Here is a 24,680-nt window from a genome sequence, read left to right as displayed (position 1 = left end):
TTCTTACCTCCATCATTATCTAATATCTAGTTGTTCTGTTATGTATTTTAAATTTCTTTCTCCAAAATAAGGAAGTATCGTGTAAGGAATATTTTCGTCGATACAACGTTTTGCTAAAAAAACTGCTCCATCAATCACTTCTTGTGGCAACATATCAGTTTTTGAAGTTATATCACAAGAAATATACACCTCTTTTGTATTATTGCTTTTGGCTATTTCAATAAATCCATCATAGTCTTCTTGCGTGCAATTATCTGAAAGTAAAATATATTTTAATAATATTTGTATTCCATCATTCGAATAATGCGCTAATGTACTTACCACTTGTTCAAAAGCATCTACTCCCTTAACTTTTATATATGTATCCGCTGTCCCCGCATCAATACTAACATTTAAATAACTACTGCAATCTTTTTTGACAGCTCTTGACACATCCTCGTCATAGATAATTGCATTAGTGAAAACTTGAAGAGGATATTTTGAAACTGTGCTAAGAAATTTTTTCTTATTAGGTGCTAATGTTATTTCTCCACCAGATAATTGTATTGGTTCTGATGGATCAAATCCTCCTCTTTTTTCTAATAATGCCATTAACTTTTCGATATCAATAGATTTTGCTTTCTCTATTTCCTTCGGGTTATAAACTGCATTTTTTCCATTGCTAAGAAGCTCACAATATGAGCATTTTAATTGGCATGGATAACTCAATGATAATGCCAACACTCTTATGCGTCGCTCCGTTGACCATCGAGCTTTGCTTAGAGCAGGACAATCTGTACACGCATTTCTCGTTTTCTTATCCTGTAATTCTCTAATTATGGTATCTCTCTGCTGTATAAACGCATCCACAGTTTCCTCTAAAGAAGACTTCCAATTTACGTATGGAGCAGAATTTCTTATATTATCTAATGAACAGCAAGAATATATACCTTCATTTGTAATAATCGCTACGTTTTCCAACGATGGGCAACTTATATACACCTCATTCATTGACCTGTTAATTATGCGCTCCCTATCAACAATACCTTCTTGTATTATTTGTCCTTCAATTTCTTCTTTAATCGGGCTAGCTGGAGAAATATAAACATAGATATCATCACCTAGACTTTTTAATTTTTCCTTTGAAATGATCGGCAAATTCTTAATTTCTTTACCATGCTTAAGAATGTCTGAATCGCAAAACGCAATTACATCTTCCCCCTCTTTGATGCACTTTTCATATGCTACATTTGCATTTTTACCAGCACCATAAATGACAGTTTTTCTAGCCATTCACATCCTCCTCACATAATCAATAAACCACGCAAGATCCAAAGTATCCTTAATTTCAGTCCTTTGAAAAGCTGAATCTTTCGAATCCTCAAACTCTGTTATTATTTGGTGATACTCTTCATACGAAAGTCGGAAATCAATATACTTGAAGTCATTTTTTTCTATATCATATATTAGCAATGTGTCACACTCGTATGGGAAAAAAAACACTTTATTATTACTTTCTAAAACATCTACAAAAGGCTGCGCATTTTTTGATAATCCATGAATATTATTCCAATCGATAACACCTAGTGTTTTATTATTTTCTATGATTCTTATTTGATTACCTCTAACCGGTATAACAATATCCCCCGCTTTTTCAACATGTACAATCCTTGTATATGCCATAGATCCATATTGTGGAATAATAGTAGTTCTATATTTATACGGAAGTTCCACTTGTTTATTATCATATTCATCAATAATTATTACTTTATTATCTGAAGCAGATAGCACTTTGCAAGCATCAAATGTATTTGTACCATATGTAGCGAAAAGCTTCTCAATACCTTCCACCTTCTCAATTGTTAATTTGAAGGTTTTGATATTAAAATATGCCAATTGCGAATATCCCGGTGTAACATATAAACAATTATCCCCCTTTTTTCCCGTTCCCAAAAAATCTATTGAATTATGCACAATCACGTCTTTTTGGCAATTCATTTGAACTGGTATCTTAACTATTTTCTCTTGCTCAAAAGAAAAAAACCAAGCATACCCTAATAAGACAGCTGGAAACATCAGCAGTTTTCCTTCCTCAAGCATTGTGCAATTATATGATATGTATTCCTTCTCTATATAAACATACCTTATTGATTTCTTAGCTATATCATAAATAGCAATATGTTCGGCAACGCAAGGAATCAATAATATCTTTCCTTTATAATAATATGCTCTCGTATAAAGTGAGCCGGAGTAATTATCCGTCTCATCAAATGATGTAACATATTCAATTTTTAATGTTTTTACACTTAAAAAGAATAACGCGTTAAACGAATTAGATGTAAACCAAAAGTTTCCTTCTTCATCCTTACATACAGCTTGTGTTTGAATGTATACGTTTTTATCTTTCATCATTTTCCTGTTCTGCTGCCTTCACTTTATATGGATTAAGTTCCATATAACCTGCACACTTCTTACAAAACTCTACGTACCCTTTTTCTGTATACCCCAGCCTAAATTCTACTAATTCCTTTTTCTTCTGAGGCGTATAATTCTTCAACGAATAAAATTCGTTTTCCATATCCGGCACACCCTTTTCAGCATTATATGCAAATGCTGCATAATTGCATGAATAGAACCCGCCATCACGATATTCTTGCCATGGGCAGTGACATTTATCATATCTTTCTATTAGTTTATCTTCATCCCAGCAACCAACAGGATGTGGGAACAAACTTATCCATTCATCATACTTACGAACTATTAAATCTTCTCCTTTGTCTAGCTCATTAAGTATCTGTAAATTCGATGTAATATTATTTTCTTTGTCTGGAATCGAATCTCTATAATCATCGAATGTTATTCTTATTTTTGCATTCTTTAATGTATCCAACAGAGCGTGAGAAGGCTTTATTGTCCCATTAGTAACAATTCCAAACTCATACATTTTTCCTCTATAGTTTTCATTAATGTATGAAATTAATTCTGGTAAATCTGGGTACAAAAAAGGCTCGCCACCAGAAATAAAGAATAATCCAGTGTAGTCAATATATTTAAAATATAAATCTATTTCCGCTTTCAACTTATCTATTGAGCGGAATGTAAAATTTTTAATATAATTTGTGAAATTAAGACATGCCTTACACCTCAGATTGCATGCGTCTGTCGGTAAGATACAAATTGATGAGAAAAACACTTCATCATGCTCATAAGCCGCATATATAGAAATGAACTGTTCGAAATGCCACGCATTTTTTCCGATTTCAAAGCCCATATTAGATACTTGCTTATCAATAGAATCTATAAACTCAGAGGCAAAACTAATGATGATTCCAGTATCATTTTTAAATTCTATCTCATTAGGAGAAAAAACATTAGCACCATTAATTTTTTTACCCCACAAGGATTTTTCATTATCAATGAACCCCTTTATTTCTATCCCTTTATATCGATTACTAAGAACATCTAATACCATCTTTCCATCGTGTCCTGCTCCAAAGAGATATACTTTTTGAATTCTTTTTATATTTTCGTACTGAGCATCAAACTCATGCCCCTTATTCTTCCATTTCATCAGACAACCTCAAACATTCTTCAAACGTGTCGTTAAATATAGCGCTATCAATATTTATTTTTAAGTAATAATTCTTTATTCCCATACTCTCAAGCTGCACAACAAATGGTTTATAAAATTTATTAGTTATAACCACCATCGCTTTTTCAGGTATATTTTCTATTTCAAATTTTTTGCATATGATTCCATCTATAGACTTTCCATCTTTTTTATAGTCATTGTCTAAAAAAAACATAGGTTTAAAACCGTTCTTTAGCAGTTCATAATTTAATCTTCGACCATAAGCCCCAGCTCCCACTAACAATATGTTTGTTTCAATTGGCTTTTCTACGTTTTCTAATTCATCAGTCACAGGCCCCAAGCCCCGGATAATCCCCCTTATCTTATTAATGGTCTTTGTTTTATTACCACTAAGACTCGCTAATTCTTCATCACTAAGCTGAGTTAAAATCCACTCATAGAACTTTTTATTTTCCCTATTAACTGTTTCCTTATTTGTTGCTGTACCCGCCAAAGAGTGCAATCTGACATAGCTTCCTACATCTTTTACAAAGCATATATTTTGCCCTCTTAACAACCTAAAAATAAAATCATTATCCTGAGCAGTCATTAGTTTTTCATTGAACAATCCTATTCTTTCAAAATGTTTTTTGTGGAATAATAAACTACTAAAATGCAATTCTCCCCATAACAACAAAAATATAGAATTCTCTATTTTTTCAATAGGAAAATACTTTTCAAACTCTGACGCAACGCTTTGCCTGGTATCTTCATCAAAAAATTCATAATTCATAGCAGATATTTTCATTTCATCTCCACTATTTTTTACAGCCCTCATCTGCTTTTCGATTTTCGATTCATCAAATAAATCATCATGCGAAAGCCAAGTGAAATATTCACCAGTCATTTTTTTTATGCCAGTATTTAATGCTGACGCTACACCACCATTTTCTTTTTCAATATATATTATCTTCGATCCATAATTTTTTAGGCAGTCCCTCGTCATCCCCCCATCTGACGACCCATCATTTACAACAATGATTTCAATATTCTTATAAGTCTGTTTCAACGCACTATCAACAGCCTGACACACATAATTCGAACCATTATATACAGGAATAATTATTGAAACTTTATCTTTATTATCTACTTCACACATATGTCATGATACCATCTCATATATTCTACAAGGCCTTCTTCCAGCTCTTTTTCAACTTTAAATCCTATTTTTCGTTCTATCTTTGAAGCATCAGCCTTGCAATGTTTAACATCACCAACTCGTTCTGGCTTGTAATCAACTCCAACTTTTATTCCTGCTATCTCTTGCAACATTTCTGCGAGCTTATTTATTGTTATGCTTGACCCACTTCCCAAATTAAACACATCTGTCTCATTACATTTAATAGACGAAATGTAATTAGCTCTAGCAACATCAGAAACGTTTACAAAATCTCTTGTCTGCTCACCATCTCCGTATATTGTCAATTTTTCATTATCATATATACGTTTCGCAAAAATAGGAATAACATTTCCATATGCGTCATATCTCTGGTTATTTCCATATATATTAAAATATCTTAAACATATTCCTGTAATATTATGTATACCCGAATACGAAAGAATCATCTTTTCCGCAGCTAATTTACTAACCCCATATGGAGAGTCTGCATTTTGTACATGATTTTCATCAATAGAAGGCTCTTTTAATTCTCCAAAAATTGCCGCTGATGATGAATATACTATTTTCCCAACATTGTTTTTTCTCATTCCTTCAAGAACATTCACAGTACCAACTAGATTAATAGTTGAATCTAGTGCCGGATTATCTATTGAACGCTGTCTTCCCACAGAAGCGGCCATATGGTAAACAACATCTATATTTTCAGTTGCTCTCGCAACCATATCTGCATCTCTCACATCTCCTGCTACAAATTCAATATCATTGTTCGCTATATATGATGCGATGTTTTCAATATGACCTGACGAAAGGTTATCTAATACTCTAACATCATGCCCCTCTTCCAATAATAATTTTACAAGATTTGAACCAATAAACCCTGATCCACCAGTAACTAAAGCTTTCATTAAATAATTCCTCCTCTATTTTTAGCATACACTCAATAGTTTATCTTCTTGGTAATTAGTACTAATTTAATACGATTAACTATATATCGGCAATTATGCCACATTCCTTTAATAAAAAAGGCCCCGCACCACTAGGTGCGAAGCCCTTGAATTATTACCATATTACCATTACTCCCACCAAGCATTCAGTTTTAAATTAGCCTAGCTTCCCCATCCGTGGCTAGATTTACTCCACGGATTTATCATCATGTATTAATTATATTGAATATAGTAGGGTTATTCAATAAATATCGAGTGTGGACACAGAATTGTCACAAGGATTTTTTCATCTCAGTATGTTCTGCATACATCGGTCTTCTCCACATAAACTTTAGTCCGCATAATCTTTATTATTCCTGATAATATATTCATATTTTTTTTACAAGATTTTTTACCTCTTGTGAATCGTAGTTTTTGCTTGCAATCTTCCTCCAATATTTCTCATATAATTTTTTTATCTGTCGGAAAACTTCTTGGACATCGGATATATAAAACTCTCCATTTTCATCTATTATAGGATAATAATTACCACACAAATCTTTATCAAGTACTAATGCTGTACTCGCAGTTGTTTGACCTTGATGCATTATGCCACAGCGAATTCCTTTGTAAAATATGGTTGCACGCTCATCTGTGATATCTTTATCTATTAATTTTAATACATAAATATATGCATCTTTAACCTTTCCTCCATCTTGATTCGACAAATCAAGCCCATTTACGAGCTCATAATATAATTCAATTAATATGCAATTAATTGTCATAAGTAGAAATGAAGTATTAACAGCACATCTTTCATCTGTTGACGGCATGAGTCTGCTTTTAGCAGGTTCTATATAGTTTTCCTCTAATCTTAGCTTTGTATTTTCCTTTATTAAATCCAAGTTTTCCTTTGCAGATATACTATCATTTATCAAAACCGCTTCTTGAAATCTTTTTAATATATCTGCTGCCTCATCTGTTTCAAGGCTGCTATTAAAAAAAGTTTTATTATTGATAAACATAGTCCAACCATCCCTTTATCTGCTTAATTTATGTCTAGACACTAACATTCACTAACTTTCATAGAGTACTACTCCCTCTTTTTCAACGCTGTTGAAGAACGGATAATTGTCCACCCATTTATAAAATAGTTCCTTACTATGTGTCATAGGATTTATCTCTACATCATTATATATGTTGAAGTCATATGTTTCATCAAACAGCTTCTTTTGAAATGCCTTAGCTTCAATATCACTGATATTTACAAGTATCATAATATCAATATCAGATCCGATTTTTTTATCCCCTCTTGCATATGAACCAAAAAGCATTATCTTCTCGAGCTTTGAACCATATATCTGCTTTATTATCTCTATGTAGTTTGCTAGTATTACATTTACTTCCACATCTGCTCTACTCTCTTCATATTTCTCTCTATTTCTTTGGAATAATGTCATACATCACAATCTTTCTTTGAGAGTTCCATAATCAAATTAACATTATTCTTTAGCAGCCCTTTATATCCCTCAATTTCCTCATCTAAATATCCATGTATGTCTTCCCAACGATATTTCGGTAACCAACAAACCGCATTATGAAATCCATCATGCTCATCAGGTGTTTCTATATACACTTTGACTGTACCATCTGACTTCATCTCAGAATATGTTATTTCGGTTTCATCTGTTAATGTTAAAAATGGATACATCATATCTAAATCCTCCAAAACCAGCGATGACTCTTATATTACATTCAAAAACATATGCTATTTTCAACTATGGGCACTCTGTGTCTTTCATATATATATCGTTAAAAAAGCCATCTAAACTATGTAATGTATAAATTAGACTTTCATAAACTTTAGCAGTATTTTCAATCGTATAAGTTGTATTTCTCTTTTGCGAAAAGTACGTTTTCATTTTCATATCAAAAGGGTATCTATATTTGCTTGATGTACAATCAATTCTTTCGATAGTATCAATCACAATACTAATATCCTCGAAGTATATTTTAGCCTCTTTATTAGCCGGATCATATAAATAATACCAATCTTTAATTTTTTCCCACAATTTACTTATATTGTGTTTTCTTTCATTTAATATTTTGTATTTTTCATCATTCTCTATAAAATTATTGTCATAGATTATTTTTTTTAATATAATTTCAAGAGCTACTCTATAGAAGTATACCATCGGAAAAAAAGCTTTTTTATCTATTTCTCTATTTTCTATTTTGTGGCGAATCATGACTCCACATCTATAATAACCCTCAATGTATTCACTGAACTTGTCTCTAAATCTTCCTAAAACAGCTTTTTCATAACAGGTGCCGCCTTCCTCTAATAATGTAGGATTATTTGGTTTCTTATATATGTTTAATCCTTTTGATTGTAAGCCAATAAATGCATATCTAAATTTTTCTATTAATCTATTCAAATCTAAATCTACTCTATTTTCAAAACCAAAAGTATATTCTTCTCCAAACAGAATCCTCATATCTTTATTCATCATGAATGGATACCGAAATAGGTCGGACTCTTTATCGTTTCGATGCAACTCCTCAAAAAACTTTGTAAGCCATATTTCATCATCTTTTGAAAAACATACTGTTTTTTTTACTAATTCAAACAATGCAAGTAAATCATGTCCTGCATTTATTGTACAATTATTAGAATCGTGTGAATTCGTTAATATAATTGATTTCATCAATAGTTCTAACGCATGCCTGAATGAAAAAGCCATAGGGAATACCATTGTATCCAAAATGCTTATGTCACTAGTTTCAATTAAAATATAATCGGCAATTATATTTGCTACATAAAAATAGTTTTCAGCATATATTTCTAAATCTTTATAATGCAACCCGCTTGATTTTACACTTACATCATGATTTACTCCGGTATTTTCAATCTTTATATTTTTTACAATATTTATATCTTCATCAAATGGTTTATTTGGCCACATTTTTACAAATCCTCGTTCAGGAATTATTTATTCTCTTAAATTCAATAATTTTATATCAACTTAATCCCTCAAACACCCATAAGGCACCACTTTAACCCCATTCTTGGTAGTATATGCCATTGGTGCATTAGCGCAGATTACTATCAAAGCTGATGGCTCACGGTACACCGGTTTTGGATGTTTTTCATTTTCTAATGCTTTTTCGTTGTGCGTTCTAATAACATCTCTGAATTTTAACAACGATTTCTCTGCTGCATCAATTTGATTTGCCCCTGTTTTAACTTCTATAAGCGCGTATCTGCCATCTGCTAATTCATATATAGCATCAGCCTCTAATCCTGTATCGTCAGTATAGTGTTTTACATGAGCATCATGGACTTCAGCATAGCTAAGTAAATCTCTTAAAACCATATTCTCTAAAACATGACCAAATAAATCTAAATCGTTATTAAAATAATCAGGTGCTATTCCGAGTGCTGCAAGTGCTATCGATTGATCTAAAAAAATATGTTTCTTAGCCGCTCTTATTGCTGTTTTTGACCTTATCTGAGGTGTCCATGCATCTATATCTTTAATTACATATAGCTTTTCTAGCACTTCAACATAGGAGAATAACGTAGCATCTGTAATTTCTTGTGTTGCCTTTACATCTGCAAAAATACTTGTCTTTTTTGCTGTTGTTGCCATATTTCTAGCGTAAGACCAAATCAACGTTCTCATCCATTCTGGATTCCTCTTTATTCCATCAATGTTTGATGCATCCTTGGTATATATTTGATTAAAATAATCTTTTGCAATTTTCAGTTTAGCCTTTTCATTGCTCAAAGCTAAACATCTAGGCCATCCTCCCCTACAAGCTACCGTAAACAGTTTTTCTAATGATGTATTATTTAATTGTCCATCTATGTCATAACTATCGTCTTCAATAATTTTAGTTATTGATACTAAGCCATTTGACTCTCCTAATTCAAAAAGTGTCATTGGATACATTGTTATCTCTGATATTCTTCCAGTTCCCGTATGCGGTGTATCTACTCTTTTACTTGTTGAACCAGTCAAAAAGTATTCTCCTACCGATTCTGGATTATCATCACAATTTTTTCTAATAGAACCCCATATTTTAGGCGCATCTTGCCATTCGTCAAATAGAATAGGCTTATTATTTTTTAACAATAACGAAGGATTTGTTTCAGCTACAGATAAATAAGCTTCTCTTTTATCTTCATCCTGAAATTCAATTACAGTTTCACAACGTTCTTGCGCTGTACGAGTTTTTCCGCACCCCTTAGGGCCGACTATATTTATTGCGTTAAATGCCATAGCCCTTACATCTAGTTCGTCATCTATTATTCGTCTAATATATTCCATATTTCATATGCTCCTTATACACATATTTTACCATTGTTATCAGACGTATTCAATTTCATTTTAGTAATTTCGGCATTTTTATTTTAGTAATTTCGGCACTTTTGTTTTAGTGTTTTCGGCATTTTTGTTTTAGTGTTTTCGGCTTTTTGTTTTAGTGTTTTCGGTTTTTATAATTTCCTTTTTTCCAAATAAAAATGAGATGGTCCCCCATCTCATCTTCTACAAGTACTATATATTCATTTTTGTTTACTCCAACGATTTTTTATGTTTTAAAAATTCAAACCATTTCCCTTCCTACCGATTCTCCCCAATCAAACTCATATACCTCTATTTCACCATCATATTCTTTGAGTCGCTCGGAAAAGGATTTATGTTCAAATAGTTTACTACTATCTTCTGGCTTTTCCATTCCAGCCATTTTCTGTTTTAAATAATCCAATAACTCCACTTTTCCATCCTCTTTTACATACATTTTAATAACTTTTTCAACTTAACTTCGATTATAACATAAGACACAAATAGCTTCGCAGCATCAGCCGCGAAGCTATTTTCACCTTTCTATTTTTGTGAAACTGGTTTTGCTAACCTTAATTTCCTTATCACCTTATTATGTCAATAAAAATTTACAAAAAACGTAGTTTATGTCAAATTTTATCGACATTATAATTTTTCTCCATATTTTTTGAAATAAAACACTACGGCTAATATATTAGTCTTTTCCGCTTATTTCATCCAATATGACTAATATATTAGTCCATATTCAACTCTACTCCCCATTATCTCAGGTTTATTTTCTCATCATTTTAATTTATATTTAAATCATTTCACCAGAATTTTAAACTACCCCCATCACCTTCACATACTCTTCCTTCTTATCCCTCATAATCTCAAAGCCTTCCAGAATCTCCTCCAGCCCGAACTTATGAGTAATCAGCTTCTCAGGCTTCACTGCGCCCTGCTGCAATCTGCCAAGCACGTAGTGCCAGTCGTCGATGGTGTCGTGGGTGAAGGATGAGTTCCAGGTGCCCACCAGGGTCAGCTGGTTGCGGAGAATTTGCCAGTATGCGTGGCGGTCGATGTTCATGTCACTGGATGGGTTGCCAACAGTGCAGACCACGCCGCCAGGGGCGGCTGCATTGATTCCGGTGATGAGGCTTTCTGTGGAGCCCACGCATTCGAAGAAAAGGTCCACATCTGAAATCTCTTTTACATAGTGAGCTTCGTCCACGCCAAACTCAAAGGCTTTCTGCCTTTGTATCTCTTTTTTTCCGATAGTATACACATTTTCAAATCCCATGTCCTTCAAAAACATGGTCAATAGCAAGCCGATAGTACCAAGGCCTATTACAGCCACCTTAGCTTTGCGAAGCTGGCCCAAATCCTGCAAGTCCTTACCGCAGGCTCTCAACCCCTGCCTAATCGCATGCACAGCCACAGCCATTGGTTCCATCATGGCAGCCTGCTCCATGGAAACGCCGCTGCCTAGCTCCATCAGATTCCATTCTGGCACTGCCACATACTCGGCGAAGCCGCCATCCACACGTGAGCCCAAATAAGAATAGTTTTTGCACATTTCGTATTTCTTTTCCACACAGCAAGGGCACTTCTTGCATGGAATAAGTGGAAAGATTCCAACAGCCTTGCCGGCCCAGTCACCAGACACGCCTTCACCAACTTCACAGACCTCGCCTGCAAATTCGTGACCTATCACAAGTGGCATGTTGTGGGCGCCGTCCTTGTAGGCTCTTGGTATGTCCGAGCCGCATATACCGCAGGCCTTTACATGCACTAAAACCTCCCCCTGTTTAGGGGAAGGTTTTGCTATATCATCTATTTTGATTTTTCCAACATCTTCTAAAACTAATGCCTTCATTTCATCGCCTTTATCTGTTCAGTAAATCGTTCTAAATCATCACTTGTAGTGATTTTAAAATTGCCCTCGTCCCCTGCAATCATATGCATTTTCATGCCTGCCATCACTGCAGGTTCTGTGGATCCGTTGATTCTCATAATCTCACCAGAATTTACAAGCCTTTCATTGGCCTCCAAATATTTACCATACACAAAAGTCTCTGGCGCTTGACCAGCAAATATTTCCTGGCGGTTCAAAAGTGAATCAATCTCCAAACCGTCCTTGCTCAAATAAACTGTATCCTTCATTGGAAGGACCGGGATAACTCCGTCGTATCCACTTATAGCTTCAAATGAATCCTGAATTGTTGATAACCTAAGATTTGGTCTGGCTGCATCGTGGATAAAAACGTTATCATCATCGCTGGCAAACTCTCTAATATCCTTCAGCCCATTATAAATAGACAACTGCCTATTCTCTCCTGGCTTTGAGAAACCACAAATCTTTTCCTCCACACCATACTGTGCAGCCCAATATTTAATCAAATCCGCCCATTCCTCATGTGCAACAATTTGAATCTTATCTATTAATTCACTTTTCTCTAGGGTCTCCATGCAGTACATGATGATTGGCTTGCCTTCCACATCCAGATACTGCTTTGGCTTCTGCGAACCAAGCCTGCTGCCGGTCCCCCCTGAAAGTAAAATCGCTATATTCATATGCTTACCTATAAGTTCATGTTTCTAATATCGTTGATAATCTCATCATATGGACGTCCCTGGCCAAACAAAAGTGTAGTTCCAAGAACAAATCCATCAAGTCCCATTGGCGCGTACTTCATAATCTTATCCTTTGCGCAGGCGCCATCCCAATAGAGCTTGAAGTCCATCTCCTCCCTAAGCTCCAGAAGACGTTCCACCTTCTGACCAACATAAGGCAGATACATCTGACCAGCGTTTCCAGGATTTACAGACATTACTAAAACCTTATCAACAATGCGAAGCATCTCCATTACCGTTTCAATACTTGTACCTGGGTTGATAGCAATTCCAGGAATCATCCCTGCATCGATAATCTTCTGCAATGTTGTGGATGGATGATACTCTGCCTCAGGATGGATGTAGATAGTATCGCCCTTTCTCAAATTCCTGATAAACAAATCGATTGTGTTGCTAGGGTGCTCAACCATCAAATGAACATCCATTGGCTTATAAGTAACTCTGGAAATATATGTCATATCATTCAAAGACATGGCAAAGTTTGGCACATATCGACCATCCATAATATCGATATGGAAAGAATCGATGCCTGCATTTTCCAATTCGTTTACTTCTCTGGCCAAATGTCCATAATTGGCACACATCATTGATGCATTTAATTCAAAGCTCATACGCTCTCCTTTTCAAGCACATCCACATTTTGGATCATGATTGGTTTTTCTAATTTCTCATACAACTGCACAAGACTGCTTGGGTCCCCGTAATAGGCGTCGCTAATTATAATTGCTCTGTCCATATCTGGGGTGTCATCATAGATTCCCCAGCCTTCAGCACGATAATCCTCAATTATCTTTTTATATTGGTCACGAATCTCAGGAACCATACTTTCGATGGTTGCCATAGTAAGTGGATGTGGACGCCACAAAAGGGCTACATCATCCTTACACTCCTTGAATACTTCCAAGGCATCCTTTATCTTATCAATCATTTTTTGCTTCTGATTGAGCATGGCAACTACGCTTGTATTGTAAAAAATGATTTTCTTTCTGCTGCCATCTGGCTTAGTGATAATCTTCTTCCAATCCTCTGGAATATCCTGTTCTTCTTTCGACATACGAAGCAGCTTTTCCACCTTTGGCGAGCCAGTACCTTTTATTTTGGCCTCCCAGCTAGGTCTGGTATCTTCTCCAAACTGAGCAGTAAGCACTCTGATATAGGCCTCACGCATCTGCTCAGACTGAACAATGACCTCATCTGCGTTTACCACACCCTTCGATAGCACATATCCCTTCAAGCTCTCAAGAACATCAGGATTGTCCACATCTGGCTCCGCCAATACGAAGTATGGTATGTAAATAAGCTTGTCTGTAAACTTTTTGATGTTATCTGTATAGAAATATGGATGTACCGATGTTACGTAATTCCAATCATCGTATGGATTGTGAATATACACCTCCTCTGGATGAACACCCATAAAATCAAAGTTTTCAAATGAAACTACTGGCACATTATCTGGATAGTCATTTCCTTCGTAGTGCATTTCTTTTACTGAACCATCCGGGTTCTTGTCGAAATAAGGTATCGGAATTACGATAGCTGTACAGTTGGGATCTTCGTTTGCCTTCATCCAAACGCTCTCAAGTGAATCCCACATGCTTGCCTTATATGGCAAAAACACTTTCACCGTAGTGATGGTGATATCATTATTTGCACTTTCTTCAATTCTGTTAACCATGGTATCGAGGCGGGCCTTGGCAGAGTCTGCCGATAAGCCCCTTTCAGATTGAATCTCCTCGTGAATTTCATATAGAACTTCGCAAAATTCTTCCAGCAATTTTACTGTTGGATGACCTTCCCCTTCTTCACCCTCAATAAAAGTACCGAAATCAATCGCGCGCTGTTGGCACATTTCCAGATATGAACATGCCCCTTCAACATCCACATTTTTTGCGGATAAACTTGTGTAGATTCCTTCTACAATCTTCCTAAATAATGCAATGTAATTAGTAATTTGTTTAGCCTTAGACTGTCGCATCAATTAGTCTCCTATTTTTCTACAAACTCCCCAATCGCCTCTACCGTAGCCTCTGTCTGCTCTTCCACGGTGATTGTAGGCTCGCCATCCCCAGACTGCATGCCATAGTCCCCAAAGTATCCGTGGCAGCCACCCTGGATAATCACCTCTTCATAATCTGCAGGCAGATTTGCCAAGTTTTCATTATATTTCTCCATATTTAATACGCCGTCTTCAGAACCGCGGATTGATAAAACATTCATGGCTGGTTCATCTGTCAAATCCTTGGTAGAGTATGCGGCAAGAAGAATCAGTCCTTCGTATTCGCTCTGATGTCTGTCGGCATAAAGCGATGCCATGGCTCCGCCTAAGCTGTGGCCGCCTAAGTACCACTCATCGATTTGGGGATACTTAGCCTGGATGCCTCTGGCCCCATTTGCATCAAACATGGCCAGATAGTATGGCATTTCAACAATGATGCACATGATATCCTGCTCTGCCAGCTGTTCCATCAAAGGAGCATATGCTTCCGATTCTACCAGCCCGCCTGGATAAAAAATAAATCCGGCCACTGGATTTTCCGGCTCAAATACGATTGTATTATCAACATACTCCACAGTTACTCCCTCTGCTGGATTGTTGATGTACTCCATGGCTCTATCTGTAGCCTGATAATAATTATTTACATAGCTATAGAACTTAACTACGATTGCAACGATTAACACAAGGACCATAATCCCTGTAATTCTTAACTTTTTTCCCTTATTACTTTTCATTTATACCCTTATTAACCCTTTTCTAGAATGCCCCTCAATGTACCGCCAGTCTGTTAATCTGGGTTGCTATATAACCTGCTCCGTAACCATTGTCGATGTTTACCACCGAAATTCCATTGGCACATGAATTAATCATGGTAAGAAGTGCCGATATTCCGCCCATGTTGGCTCCATATCCTACGCTAGTTGGCACAGCAATAACCGGAACCTTAACCAGTCCGCCTACCACTGACGCCAGCGCGCCTTCCATGCCTGCCACTGCCACCACGCAGTTGGCTTCATTTAAAGTATCTACGTTTTCAAGCAATCTATGAATTCCGCTTACTCCCACATCGAAAACCCTAGTTGCCTTACTTCCAAAATACTCAATTGTTTGTGCTGCTTCCTCAGCTACAGGAATATCTGCTGTGCCAGCTGTCAGCACTGCAACATTGCCGATAAGCTCTGGCTCCTCAAAATCCGGCTTTTTTGCCTTGAGAATCCTGCTTACTTTATCATAAGTGGCTGTTGGCAATACCGCCTTTACGATTTCATACTGATGCTCAGATGCTCTGGTACCAAACACGCAGCCATCTCTTTCGTACATCTTTTGATAGATATCTACCAGAAAGTCATCCATTTTGCCCTGGCAAAAAATCACTTCTGGGAATCCTGTCCGATTCTTTCGATCAAAATCCAAGTTTGCAAATTCCATTCAGAATCCTCCTAGATACCTCCATTATAATGGAAATGCAACAAAAATAAAACGGGGTAGCACTGCTACCCCGACATCATTGCCTACATCATTTCCATATAAGCTTCTGCGATTCTCTTATAGTCAATCTGGTTGGTGATCTTTTCTACTTTGAAATCTTCCTCTCCAACCTTTACTCTGTAGATGAAACAGCCCTCATCGCTAACTGTGTCTCCATCCACCAAAGCCGCTGCAACATAACCCTTGTTCTCAAATTCGAACTGATCTATTACAGCCATCTCAACCTCATCGCCATCTTTAGTGTTAACCACAAATGTGATGTACTCTTTGAATTCATTATCCATCGTTGGGAACCTCCTTCTAGGATTCATAGCTCTCCCCGACTATAGGAAATATTGTACAATAGATTTGTGTATAAGTTTAGCAAAATTTATGAATTAAAAGCGAACTTCATATGTTGTTGGCATAGTCGTGAACCTAGATGTCTTTTCCATCAACGCATTTGCCTCTGCCGACAACTCTTCAAATATTGCTTTAATTTCCTCTATATCGTCTGTTTCATTTATTCCCATAGCAAAGCTCTGCAGATTGATAGCAGAAAACTGAATATCAGAAATCATGTCATTAAATCTAGCCTTGATAGAATTAACCGACATACTGATATCATTCATTTCACCTGGGAACTCATCCATATCGGCCACAGCCAAATTTCCCTGTTCCATCTCAGACAGTACATACTGCTGAATATGGATAATATCCGAAAGCTCCGCCAAGCTCATAGCCAGCTTGTTCTGCAAATCACCAATCTCGTCATCGGCCGTTGCAAAATCAATAGGTGTAGAGAAATCACCCTCCATGATTCTATCCATTGCTGGATTGATTTTATCCAAAGGCTTAAGCACTTTTCTAACTGTATAGGTAATATCCCCAACCGCAAGAAGAGCACAGATGATTGCCACAAATATACTGATTCTTATTCCTCTATCAACATGTGCCAAGAATCCTTTTTCTGGATATGCCACTGCCACCGTCCAGCCACTGTCATGGAGCTTTGTCACCGAATATACCATCTCTGTGCCAGTGTAATCCTTTGCCGTAATATATTCACCCTTGGAATCCAGCACTTCCTCAAGCTCCGGCATTACTTCTACTGCCGAAACAATAGCTTCCGATGTTGGATTGTACTGAGAATTTGGATGAACGATGATATTATCCTGGCTATCAAGCAGGAATCCGTATGAACCTTCCTCGAAATCGATTGTATTCATAAATTCCTGAATACTCTCAATATCTGCATCCACAGCAACTACGCCTACCATTGTGGTTCCCCAATATACTGGCGTTGCCACCGTAACCATCATTACATCTGGCCTGGTTGCACTTGCATATGGGTCAATCACAACTGTGTGACCATATTTTGCAGCTTTTTGATACCAGCCTCTCATTCTTGGATCCACACCAGTTGCTTTAAAATCGATTCCCCTAGCCATTGTCATGTTTCCATGATAGTCAGAGAAGTATACATAGAAAAACTCAGGATGATTAAGAGCCACTCTATCTACAACCGCCCTTACTGTAGCCTCATTTAAATCTCCGATTGCCGTAAGGCTGGTTGCCATATCCTCAGTTACTGTGGCCATATCATTCAACCAGGTTTCAACTTCATGAGCACTCATCTGAGTGGCCAATTCAAGCTTAGTCTCCTGCTGTTCTATTATTCTTCTAGACAAATATACCAGGTTGATAACTGTCATAACTGTAACAGTAATTACCAACGCTGCAATCACATGTCTTGTTATCTTTCTTCTGATAGATGAACGCTTCCTATTTTTCATTCTGAATCCTCTCAAATCCACAATGTCACTAAGGTACTATACGAGTATCTTAGTATATAAATAAGAGAATTCTGTGAAAAAACTATTTAATTTCTCGCAAAAACAAAGCAATCGTAGCGAATCGCTTTACCTTCCAAACTGTAGCTTGGTTTTCTATCTGCCAAGTATGGCCCCTTCAGCGGACGCTTAATTACAATTCGTTTTGGATCCGCCGCCACTGCTGCATCTAAAAGCTGTTCTTCTGTAGAGCATGGGCTTTCAAGCCTTTGAATCAACTGAAACTTCTTCTTTATCAATGCGCTCTTCTGTCTTGCTGGAAACATTGGATCAAGCAGCACGATATCTGGCTTAAAGTCCAGTTTTCTCATGCCTTCCGTGCTATCTCCACAAACCAGCTTCATTCGCCCTACCGCTTCTTTCAGCTCTGGGATTTCCAATGCTCGTTCCATACCATCCTTCAAAAGGACAGCTATAACTTCATCAAATTCATAAAGCTGCACCTGAAAACCTGCTGCCGCTAAAATAAGGGAATCCTCTCCAAATCCTGCAGTTGCATCGATAAGAGTCTGTGGCATTGGCTGCCCCTTTATTCTGGCGGCCTTCACAAGCATCTCTCGCTGAAGATTGCTCTGCTTTAATCTTGGAAGCATTTCCCTAAAATCTACCATTATAGAAAGCTCACCGTCAGTCAAAGTGAGGCCCTCAGCATTTTGCTGAAGGCTCAAATTAACTGTGGCAAGCTTTGTATTAAATCTTAATAATTCTTCATTTGTCATGAACTATTTGTCCTCTTTGCGAAGAAGATCCATCTTCATGTTGTAGTAGTTTGGAGTCATATCTAGGTAGTGCTTGTGAGGATTCTCGAAACGCTGCTCCTCAGGCCATACACTTGTCTCCAATTGAGTCTTAACACGGTTGCGGATTGTCTGCATATCCTCATCCTCAGCTACCTGCTTTCCACCGCGGATAAGAGGCTGCTGCAACAACTCAGCTGTGCAATTTTCAAAGATGTGTGTGCTCTTCCATGGCTGCTCTGGGTCTACAAATTTGTATCCACCCTCTGCAGTTATATCCACTTCCTCGCCCTTAATGGCAAGCAAATCTGCAACTGCTCTGCCGTGCTCGTCCTTGATTCTATATACATCCTTTAATCCAGGATTTGTAATCTTTTCAACAGTTTCAGAAATCTTGATCTTTGGAATCACCTGGCCAGTCTTTGAATCTGTAACTGCACAAAGCTTGTAAACAGCACCAAATACAGGCTCTGACTTTGCTGTGATAAGTCGCTCACCTACACCAAATGAATTTACCTGTCCACCCTGCTGTAGGATAGATGTGATAGTGTACTCATCCAAAGAATTGCTTACGATGATTTTGGCATCTGTAAAGCCAGCATCATCAAGCATCTTTCTAGCTTTCTTTGTAAGATATGCCAAGTCACCAGAGTCGATTCTGATACCAAAGCTCTTTGATTCAATGCCGGCATCCTTCATCTCCTGGAATACCTTGATAGCATTTGGCACACCTGATTTTAAAACATTGTATGTATCTACCAAAAGGATGCAGTTGTTAGGATAGCTCTTTGCAAAACTTCTGAAAGCTGCAAGCTCAGAAGTACGGTAATCGTTGTCATCAGATGTGAAGTACATTACATAGCTGTGGGCCATAGTTCCACCGATTGGAATATCGAAGTACTGGCCTGCAGATACTGTAGCTGTACCGCTGGCACCGCCGATGTATGCTGCTCTAGCACCATAAATAGCTGCGTCGTTGTTGTGAGCACGTCTTGCTCCGAAATCTGAAACTGCACGACCAGCTGCTGCACGAACAATACGACTAGCCTTTGTAGCAATCAAAGACTGGTGGTTAACCTGAGCCAAAATCTCTGTCTCAACAAGCTGTGCCTCAATGATAGGGGCAGTAACTGTGATAATTGGCTCGTTAGGATACATGATAGTTCCCTCTGGGAATGCATCCACATCACCTGTAAACTTGAAATCCTTAAGATACTCAAGGAAGTTCTCAGTGAAGTGTCCCACACTTCTCAAGTATTCAATATCCTCGTCAGTGAAGTGCATGTTAAGAAGATAATCCTTAACCTGCTGAAGTCCTGCAAAAATTGCAAAACCGCCTCCATCTGGATTTACTCTGTAAAACACATCAAAGCTAACCCTAGTATTGTTATCGATAGTAGGGTCGTTAAAGTACGCATTTGCCATAGTAAGTTCGTACTCATCCATCATCATGGTAAGATTACGAGCTTTATCCTGTGTTTGCTTCATCATTTCCTTCTTTCTCCCAGTTTATTCTCCTGGTGCACTGTTAATTACTTTACCAGTATTCCAAAGCATTGCTGCTTTCTCTGCAGCTTCTAATCTGCCCTCTTCTGTCTTGAAGCCAACAGTACCTGTGTAGCTTCCGCAATCAAGGCATGCCACATAATATCCGTGATCCTCTGCCTCAATCAAACCTGCGCCTCCGCAGATTGGGCAATCATGTATGTCAATGTTTTCTGTAATATCGCTCATGTGTATCTCCTTAAAACCGTATTTCTAAATTATTATAATTTAATTACAGTAAAAAAGCTATCTTGTAAGCAACAAGCTCTGATATTTCTCAAGCGAGACATGTTGTCAAGCGGAGAAATCATCAGGCTTGTAGCTGTAACAAGATAGCTACACAGACTGTCTGTATATACAGATTTATTTAGCTGATGCTTTGAGCAATTCAACAATTTCCTTTTCTGTAGTAAGGGCAAGCACCTTCTCTGCGAGAGCATCTGCCTCAGCCTTTGACCACTTAGAAATAATTGAACGTGCTGTAAGTACAAGTACAGGGTTTACACTGTATTCCTTTAATCCGAATGAGATAAGGAGTGGAATCATAAGTGGATCTGCAGCGGCCTCGCCACACATACCAACAGTGATGCCAGCAGCGTTACCAGCCTGGATAATGTTCTTGATAGAACGAAGTACAGCTGGCTGGAATGCTGAGTAAAGGTATGCAACTTCTGCATTTCCTCTATCAACACTCATTGTGTACTGTGTTAAATCGTTTGTTCCAATTGAGAAGAAATCAGCTTCCTTTGCAAGGATATCAGCGATAAGTGAAGCAGCTGCTGTCTCTACCATGCAACCAACCTCGATGTTCTCATCGAACTTAACGCCTTCTGCTCTAAGCTCATTCTTGCACTCCTCAACGAGAGCCTTCACTGCGCGAACCTCGTCTACACAAGTAACAAGTGGAACCATGATCTTAACATTTCCGAATGCACTAGCTCTGAGGATACCTCTAAGCTGAATCTTGTACATCTCAGAATTTGCTAAGCAATATCTAACTGCTCTATATCCGAGGAATGGGTTTTCCTCTTTTTCAAGTCCGAGATATGGAATATCCTTGTCACCACCGATATCAAGTGTACGGATGATAACTGTGCGGCCACCCATGATTTCTACAGCTTCTTTGTAAGCCTCGAACTGCTCTTCCTCTGTAGGAAGGTGTGGTCTATCCATAAATAAGAACTCTGAACGGAAAAGACCGATGCCTTCGCCGTCGCATTCAACAGCTTTTCTAGCATCCTTTGGTGTACCGATGTTGCAGAATAATTCAAGCTCTGTTCCATCAGCTGTAACTGTCTTCTGTCCAATGAACTTCTTAAGCTCTGCCTGAGCCTTAACGAACTCTTCGCGCTTAATTACGTACTGAGAAATAACTTCTCCGTCTGGGTTGATGTAAACATCACCCTCAGTACCGTCTACGATTGCTGTATCCTTATCCTTAACGATTTCTGTGATGTTAGGAACTGAAAGTACAGCTGGGATCTCAAGTGCTCTAGCAAGAATTGCAGAGTGAGATGTCTTACCACCAACTTCTGTAATGATACCTACAACGTTCTCCTTAACAATCTGAGAACACATAGAAGGTGTAAGATCATGAGCAACAAGTACTGTACCTGGTGCTACCTTACTAATATCAACATCCTCAATGCCAAGTAAAAGCTTAAGTAAGCTGATCTTGATATCAGAAATATCTGATGCACGCTGACGCATCATATCATCTTCCATCTTTGAGAACATGCCAATGAACATATCGCAAACAGCTGTAACTGCAGCTTCTGCGCACTGACCAGCTTCGATCATCTTTGTCATCTCGCCAGCCATAGTAGGATCAGCGATCATAGCAAGATGACCTTCCATGATTTCTGCTTCCTTAGGACCGATGTTCTTTCTGATGTTTTCAGCCATAGCTGAAGTCTCTGTCTTAAATGCTTCGATTGCGTTATTGAATCTAGCCTTCTCTGCCTCAGTATCATCGATGTGCTTAGATTCAAAGCTTAAATCGTGCTCAACAATAAGACAAATGCTTCCGATACCAATACCTCTAGACGCTTCAATGCCTTTGTACATAAGTATCCTCCTGTATTAGTCTCCGAGACCGCTCTCTACTAACTCTACTGCCTTTGCAAGTGCAGCTTCCTCATCAGGACCATCACACTGGATCTCGATTTCAGCACCACACTTAATGCAAGCTGCCATAAGCATCATAACGCTCTTTCCGTCGTATGCGTTACCGTTGAATAAAATCTTAACATCTGAATCGAATGGTGTAACAGCTGCGCTGAATACTGTAGCTGGGCGCATGTGCATACCCTGTTCGTTAGTTACCTTTACCTTCTGTGAAACCATAAATAAAACTCCTTTCGTTTCGCAAAATACAATTATCTATTTTATGTGTCTATACTTTATAGAATAAACGGGAAGTCTATAAAGTACAAAAACATAAAATCCATTCTAGGGGAGCATAGTCCCCCAGAATGGTTTTTTATCGTTCAATATATTAACAGATTCTGAACTATTCTTCTACATTTTTTTTCAATAAGCCAAGAAGTACACAGCTTACAACTGAACCAACTGCAAGAGCTACAAGGTAAAGTGCCCAGTGGCCAACTACAGGGAATACGAAGATTCCACCGTGTGGAGCCATAAGTGTACATCTAAATACCATTGAAAGTGCACCAGCTACACCAGAACCAACCATAAGAGATGGGATTACGTGAAGTGGATCTGCTGCTGCGTAAGGGATAGCACCCTCTGTGATGAAGCAGAAGCCCATGATGAAGTTAACTGGGCCAGCCTTTCTCTCAGCAACTGTAAACTTCTTAGGGAAGATAAGTGTTGCAAGAGCGATTGCGATTGGAGGAACCATACCACCAACCATAACTGCTGCCATGATCATCCAGCCTACTTCGTTCTGCTCTGCAAGAGCTGCTGTACCAAATACATATGCTGCCTTGTTAAGTGGGCCACCCATGTCTGTTGCCATCATTGCGCCAAGGATAATTCCAAGTGGTACAAGTGATGTTGTTCCCATGCCTGAAAGAACACCAGAAATCCAAGCGTTAAGTGCACCAACGATTGGGTTAACAGCGCACATGATAACACCGATTACTGTAATACCGCAAAGTGGGTAAATAAGAACTGGCTTGATACCTTCAAGAGACTGTGGAAGCTTGTCGCAAAGCTTTTCGAGCCACTTCATGAAGTAACCAGCTGCAAAACCTGCTACTAAAGCGCCAAGGAATGCTGATGGAATGTTTCCTCCTGGAGCTGCAAATGTAGCACCAGAAGCTGCAAGAGCACCACCAACGAAACCAACTGCAAGACCTGGTCTGTCTGCGATTGACTGAGCGATGAAACCAGCAAGAATTGGAAGCATGAATCCAAATGCTGCACCACCAACTGTCTTGAACCAAGCTGCTACTGGAGTGTTCATACCAAAGTTGCTTGGATCAATTGAGTAATCATCAAGTAAGAATGCGATAGCGATAAGGATACCACCACCGATAACGAATGGAAGCATGTGTGATACACCATTCATAAGGTGCTTGTAAAGCTGACGTCCGATTGACTCGTTGCTGTCGTCAGACTTCTTTGAAACTGCACCTGTGTGATGATATACAGAAGCTGTCTCAGCCTTGTCGAAAAGCTTCTCTGGTGTGTGGATTGCATCCTTTGTAGATGCAAGTACAACCTTCTTGCCATCGAATACGCTCATATCTACGTTCTTATCTGCAGCGATAATAACTGCATCTGCTTCTTCGATTTCCTTTGCTGTAAGAGGATCCTTAGCTCCGCCAGAACCATCTTTTTCTACTCTAAATGCAATACCAAGCTCTTTAGCCTTCTGCTCAAGAGACTCAGCTGCCATAAATGTATGTGCAATACCTGTTGGGCATGCTGTAACTGCAACGATCTTCTTTGTGCCTGAAGCAGCCTTTGAAAGATCTGTCTTGTTTGCACTTGCTGCATCCTTCTCAGCTTCCTTTGCATCGATGTGTGCAAGGAATTCATCAACTGACTTTGACTCAACAAGAGTCTTGCAGAATGCAGGGTCCATAAGCATCTGCATAAGCTTTGAAAGAACCTCAAGATGTGTATCAGCGCCACCCTCTGGAGCTGCGATCATGAATAATAAATTACTTGGCTTACCATCAAGAGCCTTGTAATCAACACCTGCTGGACATGTAATTGCAACAAGACCAGCCTTCTTAACTGCTGCTGACTTTCCGTGTGGTACTGCAATACCATTACCAATAGCTGTTGTGCCCTTTGCCTCACGTGCAAGGATTGCCTCTTTAAATCCTGCTACGTCGCTTAAGTTGCCTACTTCGTTATGAAGAGCAATAAGCTTGTCGATTGCTTCGTCCTGAGAAGCTATCGCCTCTTGAAGCTTGATCCCTCTAGGATCGATAAACTCTGAAATTTTCATATTCCCTCCTACATGTGTTTAAAAATTAATATATA

Annotated in this window: 25 protein-coding genes; all 25 read right to left on the bottom strand. The window is 38.2% G+C overall.

Going from position 1 to position 24,680, the window contains the following annotated elements:
- Positions 1–15: 15 nt before the first annotated feature.
- The 25 genes from BO15_RS0104555 to BO15_RS0104440 all read right to left on the bottom strand — a co-directional run bounded on the left by BO15_RS0104555 (position 16) and on the right by BO15_RS0104440 (position 24,645).
- Entirely contained in the window at positions 16–1,272 is a 1,257-nt protein-coding gene (locus tag BO15_RS0104555; RefSeq protein WP_033152800.1) for a radical SAM protein, read from the bottom strand.
- Positions 1,273–2,391 (bottom strand): hypothetical protein, encoded by a 1,119-nt coding sequence (locus tag BO15_RS0104550; RefSeq protein WP_157752317.1) that lies wholly within the window; start codon positions 2,389–2,391, stop codon positions 1,273–1,275.
- Positions 2,378–3,550: a radical SAM protein gene (locus tag BO15_RS0104545; protein WP_033152796.1), complete on the bottom strand. Its 1,173-nt coding sequence runs from the start codon at positions 3,548–3,550 to the stop codon at positions 2,378–2,380. Before BO15_RS0104545 ends, BO15_RS0104550 begins: the two co-directional genes overlap by 14 nt.
- A complete protein-coding gene (locus BO15_RS13070; protein ID WP_052169768.1) occupies positions 3,534–4,709 on the bottom strand; it encodes a glycosyltransferase in 1,176 nt (391 codons plus the stop codon). The genes BO15_RS0104545 and BO15_RS13070 overlap by 17 nt, the downstream gene beginning before the upstream one ends.
- The gene (locus BO15_RS0104535) at positions 4,697–5,635 is read right to left on the bottom strand and encodes an SDR family NAD(P)-dependent oxidoreductase (protein WP_033152794.1); all 939 of its coding nucleotides are present in this window, start codon (positions 5,633–5,635) and stop codon (positions 4,697–4,699) included. The genes BO15_RS13070 and BO15_RS0104535 overlap by 13 nt, the downstream gene beginning before the upstream one ends.
- A gap of 407 nt (positions 5,636–6,042) precedes the next feature.
- Positions 6,043–6,678, bottom strand: coding sequence for a hypothetical protein (locus BO15_RS0104530; protein WP_033152792.1), 636 nt, complete (start codon positions 6,676–6,678; stop codon positions 6,043–6,045).
- Between the two features lie 51 nt (positions 6,679–6,729).
- The gene (locus BO15_RS0104525; protein WP_081828555.1) at positions 6,730–7,113 is read right to left on the bottom strand and encodes a nucleotidyltransferase domain-containing protein; all 384 of its coding nucleotides are present in this window, start codon (positions 7,111–7,113) and stop codon (positions 6,730–6,732) included.
- Positions 7,110–7,367 carry a hypothetical protein gene (locus BO15_RS0104520; RefSeq protein ID WP_033152789.1) on the bottom strand — a complete coding sequence of 86 codons (258 nt, stop codon included), beginning with the start codon at positions 7,365–7,367 and terminating at the stop codon, positions 7,110–7,112. The genes BO15_RS0104525 and BO15_RS0104520 overlap by 4 nt, the downstream gene beginning before the upstream one ends.
- Before the next feature lie 64 nt (positions 7,368–7,431).
- Positions 7,432–8,619, bottom strand: a complete 1,188-nt coding sequence (locus tag BO15_RS0104515; RefSeq protein WP_033152787.1) for a hypothetical protein — start codon at positions 8,617–8,619, stop codon at positions 7,432–7,434.
- A gap of 60 nt (positions 8,620–8,679) precedes the next feature.
- The gene (locus BO15_RS0104510; RefSeq protein ID WP_033152784.1) at positions 8,680–9,987 is read right to left on the bottom strand and encodes an ATP-binding protein; all 1,308 of its coding nucleotides are present in this window, start codon (positions 9,985–9,987) and stop codon (positions 8,680–8,682) included.
- Positions 9,988–10,264: 277 nt separating this feature from the next.
- Positions 10,265–10,459, bottom strand: a complete 195-nt coding sequence (locus BO15_RS13630; RefSeq protein WP_167541207.1) for a hypothetical protein — start codon at positions 10,457–10,459, stop codon at positions 10,265–10,267.
- Between the two features lie 363 nt (positions 10,460–10,822).
- Positions 10,823–11,860: a galactitol-1-phosphate 5-dehydrogenase gene (locus tag BO15_RS0104505; protein ID WP_033152782.1), complete on the bottom strand. Its 1,038-nt coding sequence runs from the start codon at positions 11,858–11,860 to the stop codon at positions 10,823–10,825.
- On the bottom strand, positions 11,857–12,558 hold the full coding sequence (locus BO15_RS0104500; RefSeq protein ID WP_033152780.1) for an IspD/TarI family cytidylyltransferase: 702 nt from the start codon (positions 12,556–12,558) through the stop codon (positions 11,857–11,859). The genes BO15_RS0104505 and BO15_RS0104500 overlap by 4 nt, the downstream gene beginning before the upstream one ends.
- A gap of 8 nt (positions 12,559–12,566) precedes the next feature.
- On the bottom strand, positions 12,567–13,229 hold the full coding sequence (locus BO15_RS0104495) for a ribulose-phosphate 3-epimerase (RefSeq protein WP_033152778.1): 663 nt from the start codon (positions 13,227–13,229) through the stop codon (positions 12,567–12,569).
- Complete coding sequence (locus BO15_RS0104490) at positions 13,226–14,593, bottom strand: hypothetical protein (protein WP_033152776.1); 1,368 nt, start codon at positions 14,591–14,593, stop codon at positions 13,226–13,228. Before BO15_RS0104490 ends, BO15_RS0104495 begins: the two co-directional genes overlap by 4 nt.
- An 11-nt stretch (positions 14,594–14,604) precedes the next feature.
- Positions 14,605–15,348 (bottom strand): alpha/beta hydrolase, encoded by a 744-nt coding sequence (locus BO15_RS0104485; protein ID WP_033152774.1) that lies wholly within the window; start codon positions 15,346–15,348, stop codon positions 14,605–14,607.
- 34 nt (positions 15,349–15,382) lie between these two features.
- Entirely contained in the window at positions 15,383–16,042 is a 660-nt protein-coding gene (larB, locus tag BO15_RS0104480; RefSeq protein WP_033152772.1) for a nickel pincer cofactor biosynthesis protein LarB, read from the bottom strand.
- Between the two features lie 83 nt (positions 16,043–16,125).
- A complete protein-coding gene (locus BO15_RS0104475) occupies positions 16,126–16,386 on the bottom strand; it encodes a DUF1292 domain-containing protein (RefSeq protein ID WP_044936461.1) in 261 nt (86 codons plus the stop codon).
- A 93-nt stretch (positions 16,387–16,479) separates the two neighbouring features.
- Entirely contained in the window at positions 16,480–17,877 is a 1,398-nt protein-coding gene (locus BO15_RS0104470; protein ID WP_033152769.1) for a cache domain-containing sensor histidine kinase, read from the bottom strand.
- Positions 17,878–17,963: 86 nt separating this feature from the next.
- A complete protein-coding gene (locus tag BO15_RS0104465) occupies positions 17,964–18,653 on the bottom strand; it encodes a class I SAM-dependent methyltransferase (protein WP_052169767.1) in 690 nt (229 codons plus the stop codon).
- Between the two features lie 3 nt (positions 18,654–18,656).
- On the bottom strand, positions 18,657–20,159 hold the full coding sequence (locus BO15_RS0104460) for a nicotinate phosphoribosyltransferase (RefSeq protein WP_033154688.1): 1,503 nt from the start codon (positions 20,157–20,159) through the stop codon (positions 18,657–18,659).
- 21 nt (positions 20,160–20,180) lie between these two features.
- A complete protein-coding gene (locus BO15_RS0104455; protein WP_033152766.1) occupies positions 20,181–20,405 on the bottom strand; it encodes a Lar family restriction alleviation protein in 225 nt (74 codons plus the stop codon).
- Positions 20,406–20,579: 174 nt separating this feature from the next.
- Entirely contained in the window at positions 20,580–22,283 is a 1,704-nt protein-coding gene (ptsP, locus tag BO15_RS0104450; protein ID WP_033152764.1) for a phosphoenolpyruvate--protein phosphotransferase, read from the bottom strand.
- A 15-nt stretch (positions 22,284–22,298) separates the two neighbouring features.
- Complete coding sequence (locus BO15_RS0104445) at positions 22,299–22,562, bottom strand: HPr family phosphocarrier protein (protein WP_033152762.1); 264 nt, start codon at positions 22,560–22,562, stop codon at positions 22,299–22,301.
- A 166-nt stretch (positions 22,563–22,728) separates the two neighbouring features.
- Positions 22,729–24,645 (bottom strand): PTS fructose transporter subunit IIABC, encoded by a 1,917-nt coding sequence (locus BO15_RS0104440; RefSeq protein ID WP_033152760.1) that lies wholly within the window; start codon positions 24,643–24,645, stop codon positions 22,729–22,731.
- Positions 24,646–24,680 lie beyond the last annotated feature (35 nt).

Source organism: Pseudobutyrivibrio ruminis HUN009, from assembly GCF_000703005.1.
Lineage (GTDB): Bacteria > Bacillota > Clostridia > Lachnospirales > Lachnospiraceae > Pseudobutyrivibrio > Pseudobutyrivibrio ruminis_A.
The sequence above is the reverse complement of the archived record's forward strand: the minus strand, read 5'-3'. Positions and strand labels throughout refer to the sequence as shown.

Bases quoted from the DNA above. Each gene is read 5' to 3' on its own strand.
- BO15_RS0104555 (WP_033152800.1), bottom strand. From the start codon at position 1,272: ATGGCTAGAAAAACTGTCATTTATGGTGCTGGTAAAAATGCAAATGTA.
- BO15_RS0104550 (WP_157752317.1), bottom strand. From the start codon at position 2,391: ATGATGAAAGATAAAAACGTATACATTCAAACACAAGCTGTATGTAAG.
- BO15_RS0104545 (WP_033152796.1), bottom strand. From the start codon at position 3,550: ATGAAATGGAAGAATAAGGGGCATGAGTTTGATGCTCAGTACGAAAAT.
- BO15_RS13070 (WP_052169768.1), bottom strand. From the start codon at position 4,709: ATGTGTGAAGTAGATAATAAAGATAAAGTTTCAATAATTATTCCTGTA.
- BO15_RS0104535 (WP_033152794.1), bottom strand. From the start codon at position 5,635: ATGAAAGCTTTAGTTACTGGTGGATCAGGGTTTATTGGTTCAAATCTT.
- BO15_RS0104530 (WP_033152792.1), bottom strand. From the start codon at position 6,678: ATGTTTATCAATAATAAAACTTTTTTTAATAGCAGCCTTGAAACAGAT.
- BO15_RS0104525 (WP_081828555.1), bottom strand. From the start codon at position 7,113: ATGACATTATTCCAAAGAAATAGAGAGAAATATGAAGAGAGTAGAGCA.
- BO15_RS0104520 (WP_033152789.1), bottom strand. From the start codon at position 7,367: ATGATGTATCCATTTTTAACATTAACAGATGAAACCGAAATAACATAT.
- BO15_RS0104515 (WP_033152787.1), bottom strand. From the start codon at position 8,619: ATGTGGCCAAATAAACCATTTGATGAAGATATAAATATTGTAAAAAAT.
- BO15_RS0104510 (WP_033152784.1), bottom strand. From the start codon at position 9,987: ATGGAATATATTAGACGAATAATAGATGACGAACTAGATGTAAGGGCT.
- BO15_RS13630 (WP_167541207.1), bottom strand. From the start codon at position 10,459: ATGTATGTAAAAGAGGATGGAAAAGTGGAGTTATTGGATTATTTAAAA.
- BO15_RS0104505 (WP_033152782.1), bottom strand. From the start codon at position 11,860: ATGAAGGCATTAGTTTTAGAAGATGTTGGAAAAATCAAAATAGATGAT.
- BO15_RS0104500 (WP_033152780.1), bottom strand. From the start codon at position 12,558: ATGAATATAGCGATTTTACTTTCAGGGGGGACCGGCAGCAGGCTTGGT.
- BO15_RS0104495 (WP_033152778.1), bottom strand. From the start codon at position 13,229: ATGAGCTTTGAATTAAATGCATCAATGATGTGTGCCAATTATGGACAT.
- BO15_RS0104490 (WP_033152776.1), bottom strand. From the start codon at position 14,593: ATGCGACAGTCTAAGGCTAAACAAATTACTAATTACATTGCATTATTT.
- BO15_RS0104485 (WP_033152774.1), bottom strand. From the start codon at position 15,348: ATGAAAAGTAATAAGGGAAAAAAGTTAAGAATTACAGGGATTATGGTC.
- larB (WP_033152772.1), bottom strand. From the start codon at position 16,042: ATGGAATTTGCAAACTTGGATTTTGATCGAAAGAATCGGACAGGATTC.
- BO15_RS0104475 (WP_044936461.1), bottom strand. From the start codon at position 16,386: ATGGATAATGAATTCAAAGAGTACATCACATTTGTGGTTAACACTAAA.
- BO15_RS0104470 (WP_033152769.1), bottom strand. From the start codon at position 17,877: ATGAAAAATAGGAAGCGTTCATCTATCAGAAGAAAGATAACAAGACAT.
- BO15_RS0104465 (WP_052169767.1), bottom strand. From the start codon at position 18,653: ATGACAAATGAAGAATTATTAAGATTTAATACAAAGCTTGCCACAGTT.
- BO15_RS0104460 (WP_033154688.1), bottom strand. From the start codon at position 20,159: ATGAAGCAAACACAGGATAAAGCTCGTAATCTTACCATGATGATGGAT.
- BO15_RS0104455 (WP_033152766.1), bottom strand. From the start codon at position 20,405: ATGAGCGATATTACAGAAAACATTGACATACATGATTGCCCAATCTGC.
- ptsP (WP_033152764.1), bottom strand. From the start codon at position 22,283: ATGTACAAAGGCATTGAAGCGTCTAGAGGTATTGGTATCGGAAGCATT.
- BO15_RS0104445 (WP_033152762.1), bottom strand. From the start codon at position 22,562: ATGGTTTCACAGAAGGTAAAGGTAACTAACGAACAGGGTATGCACATG.
- BO15_RS0104440 (WP_033152760.1), bottom strand. From the start codon at position 24,645: ATGAAAATTTCAGAGTTTATCGATCCTAGAGGGATCAAGCTTCAAGAG.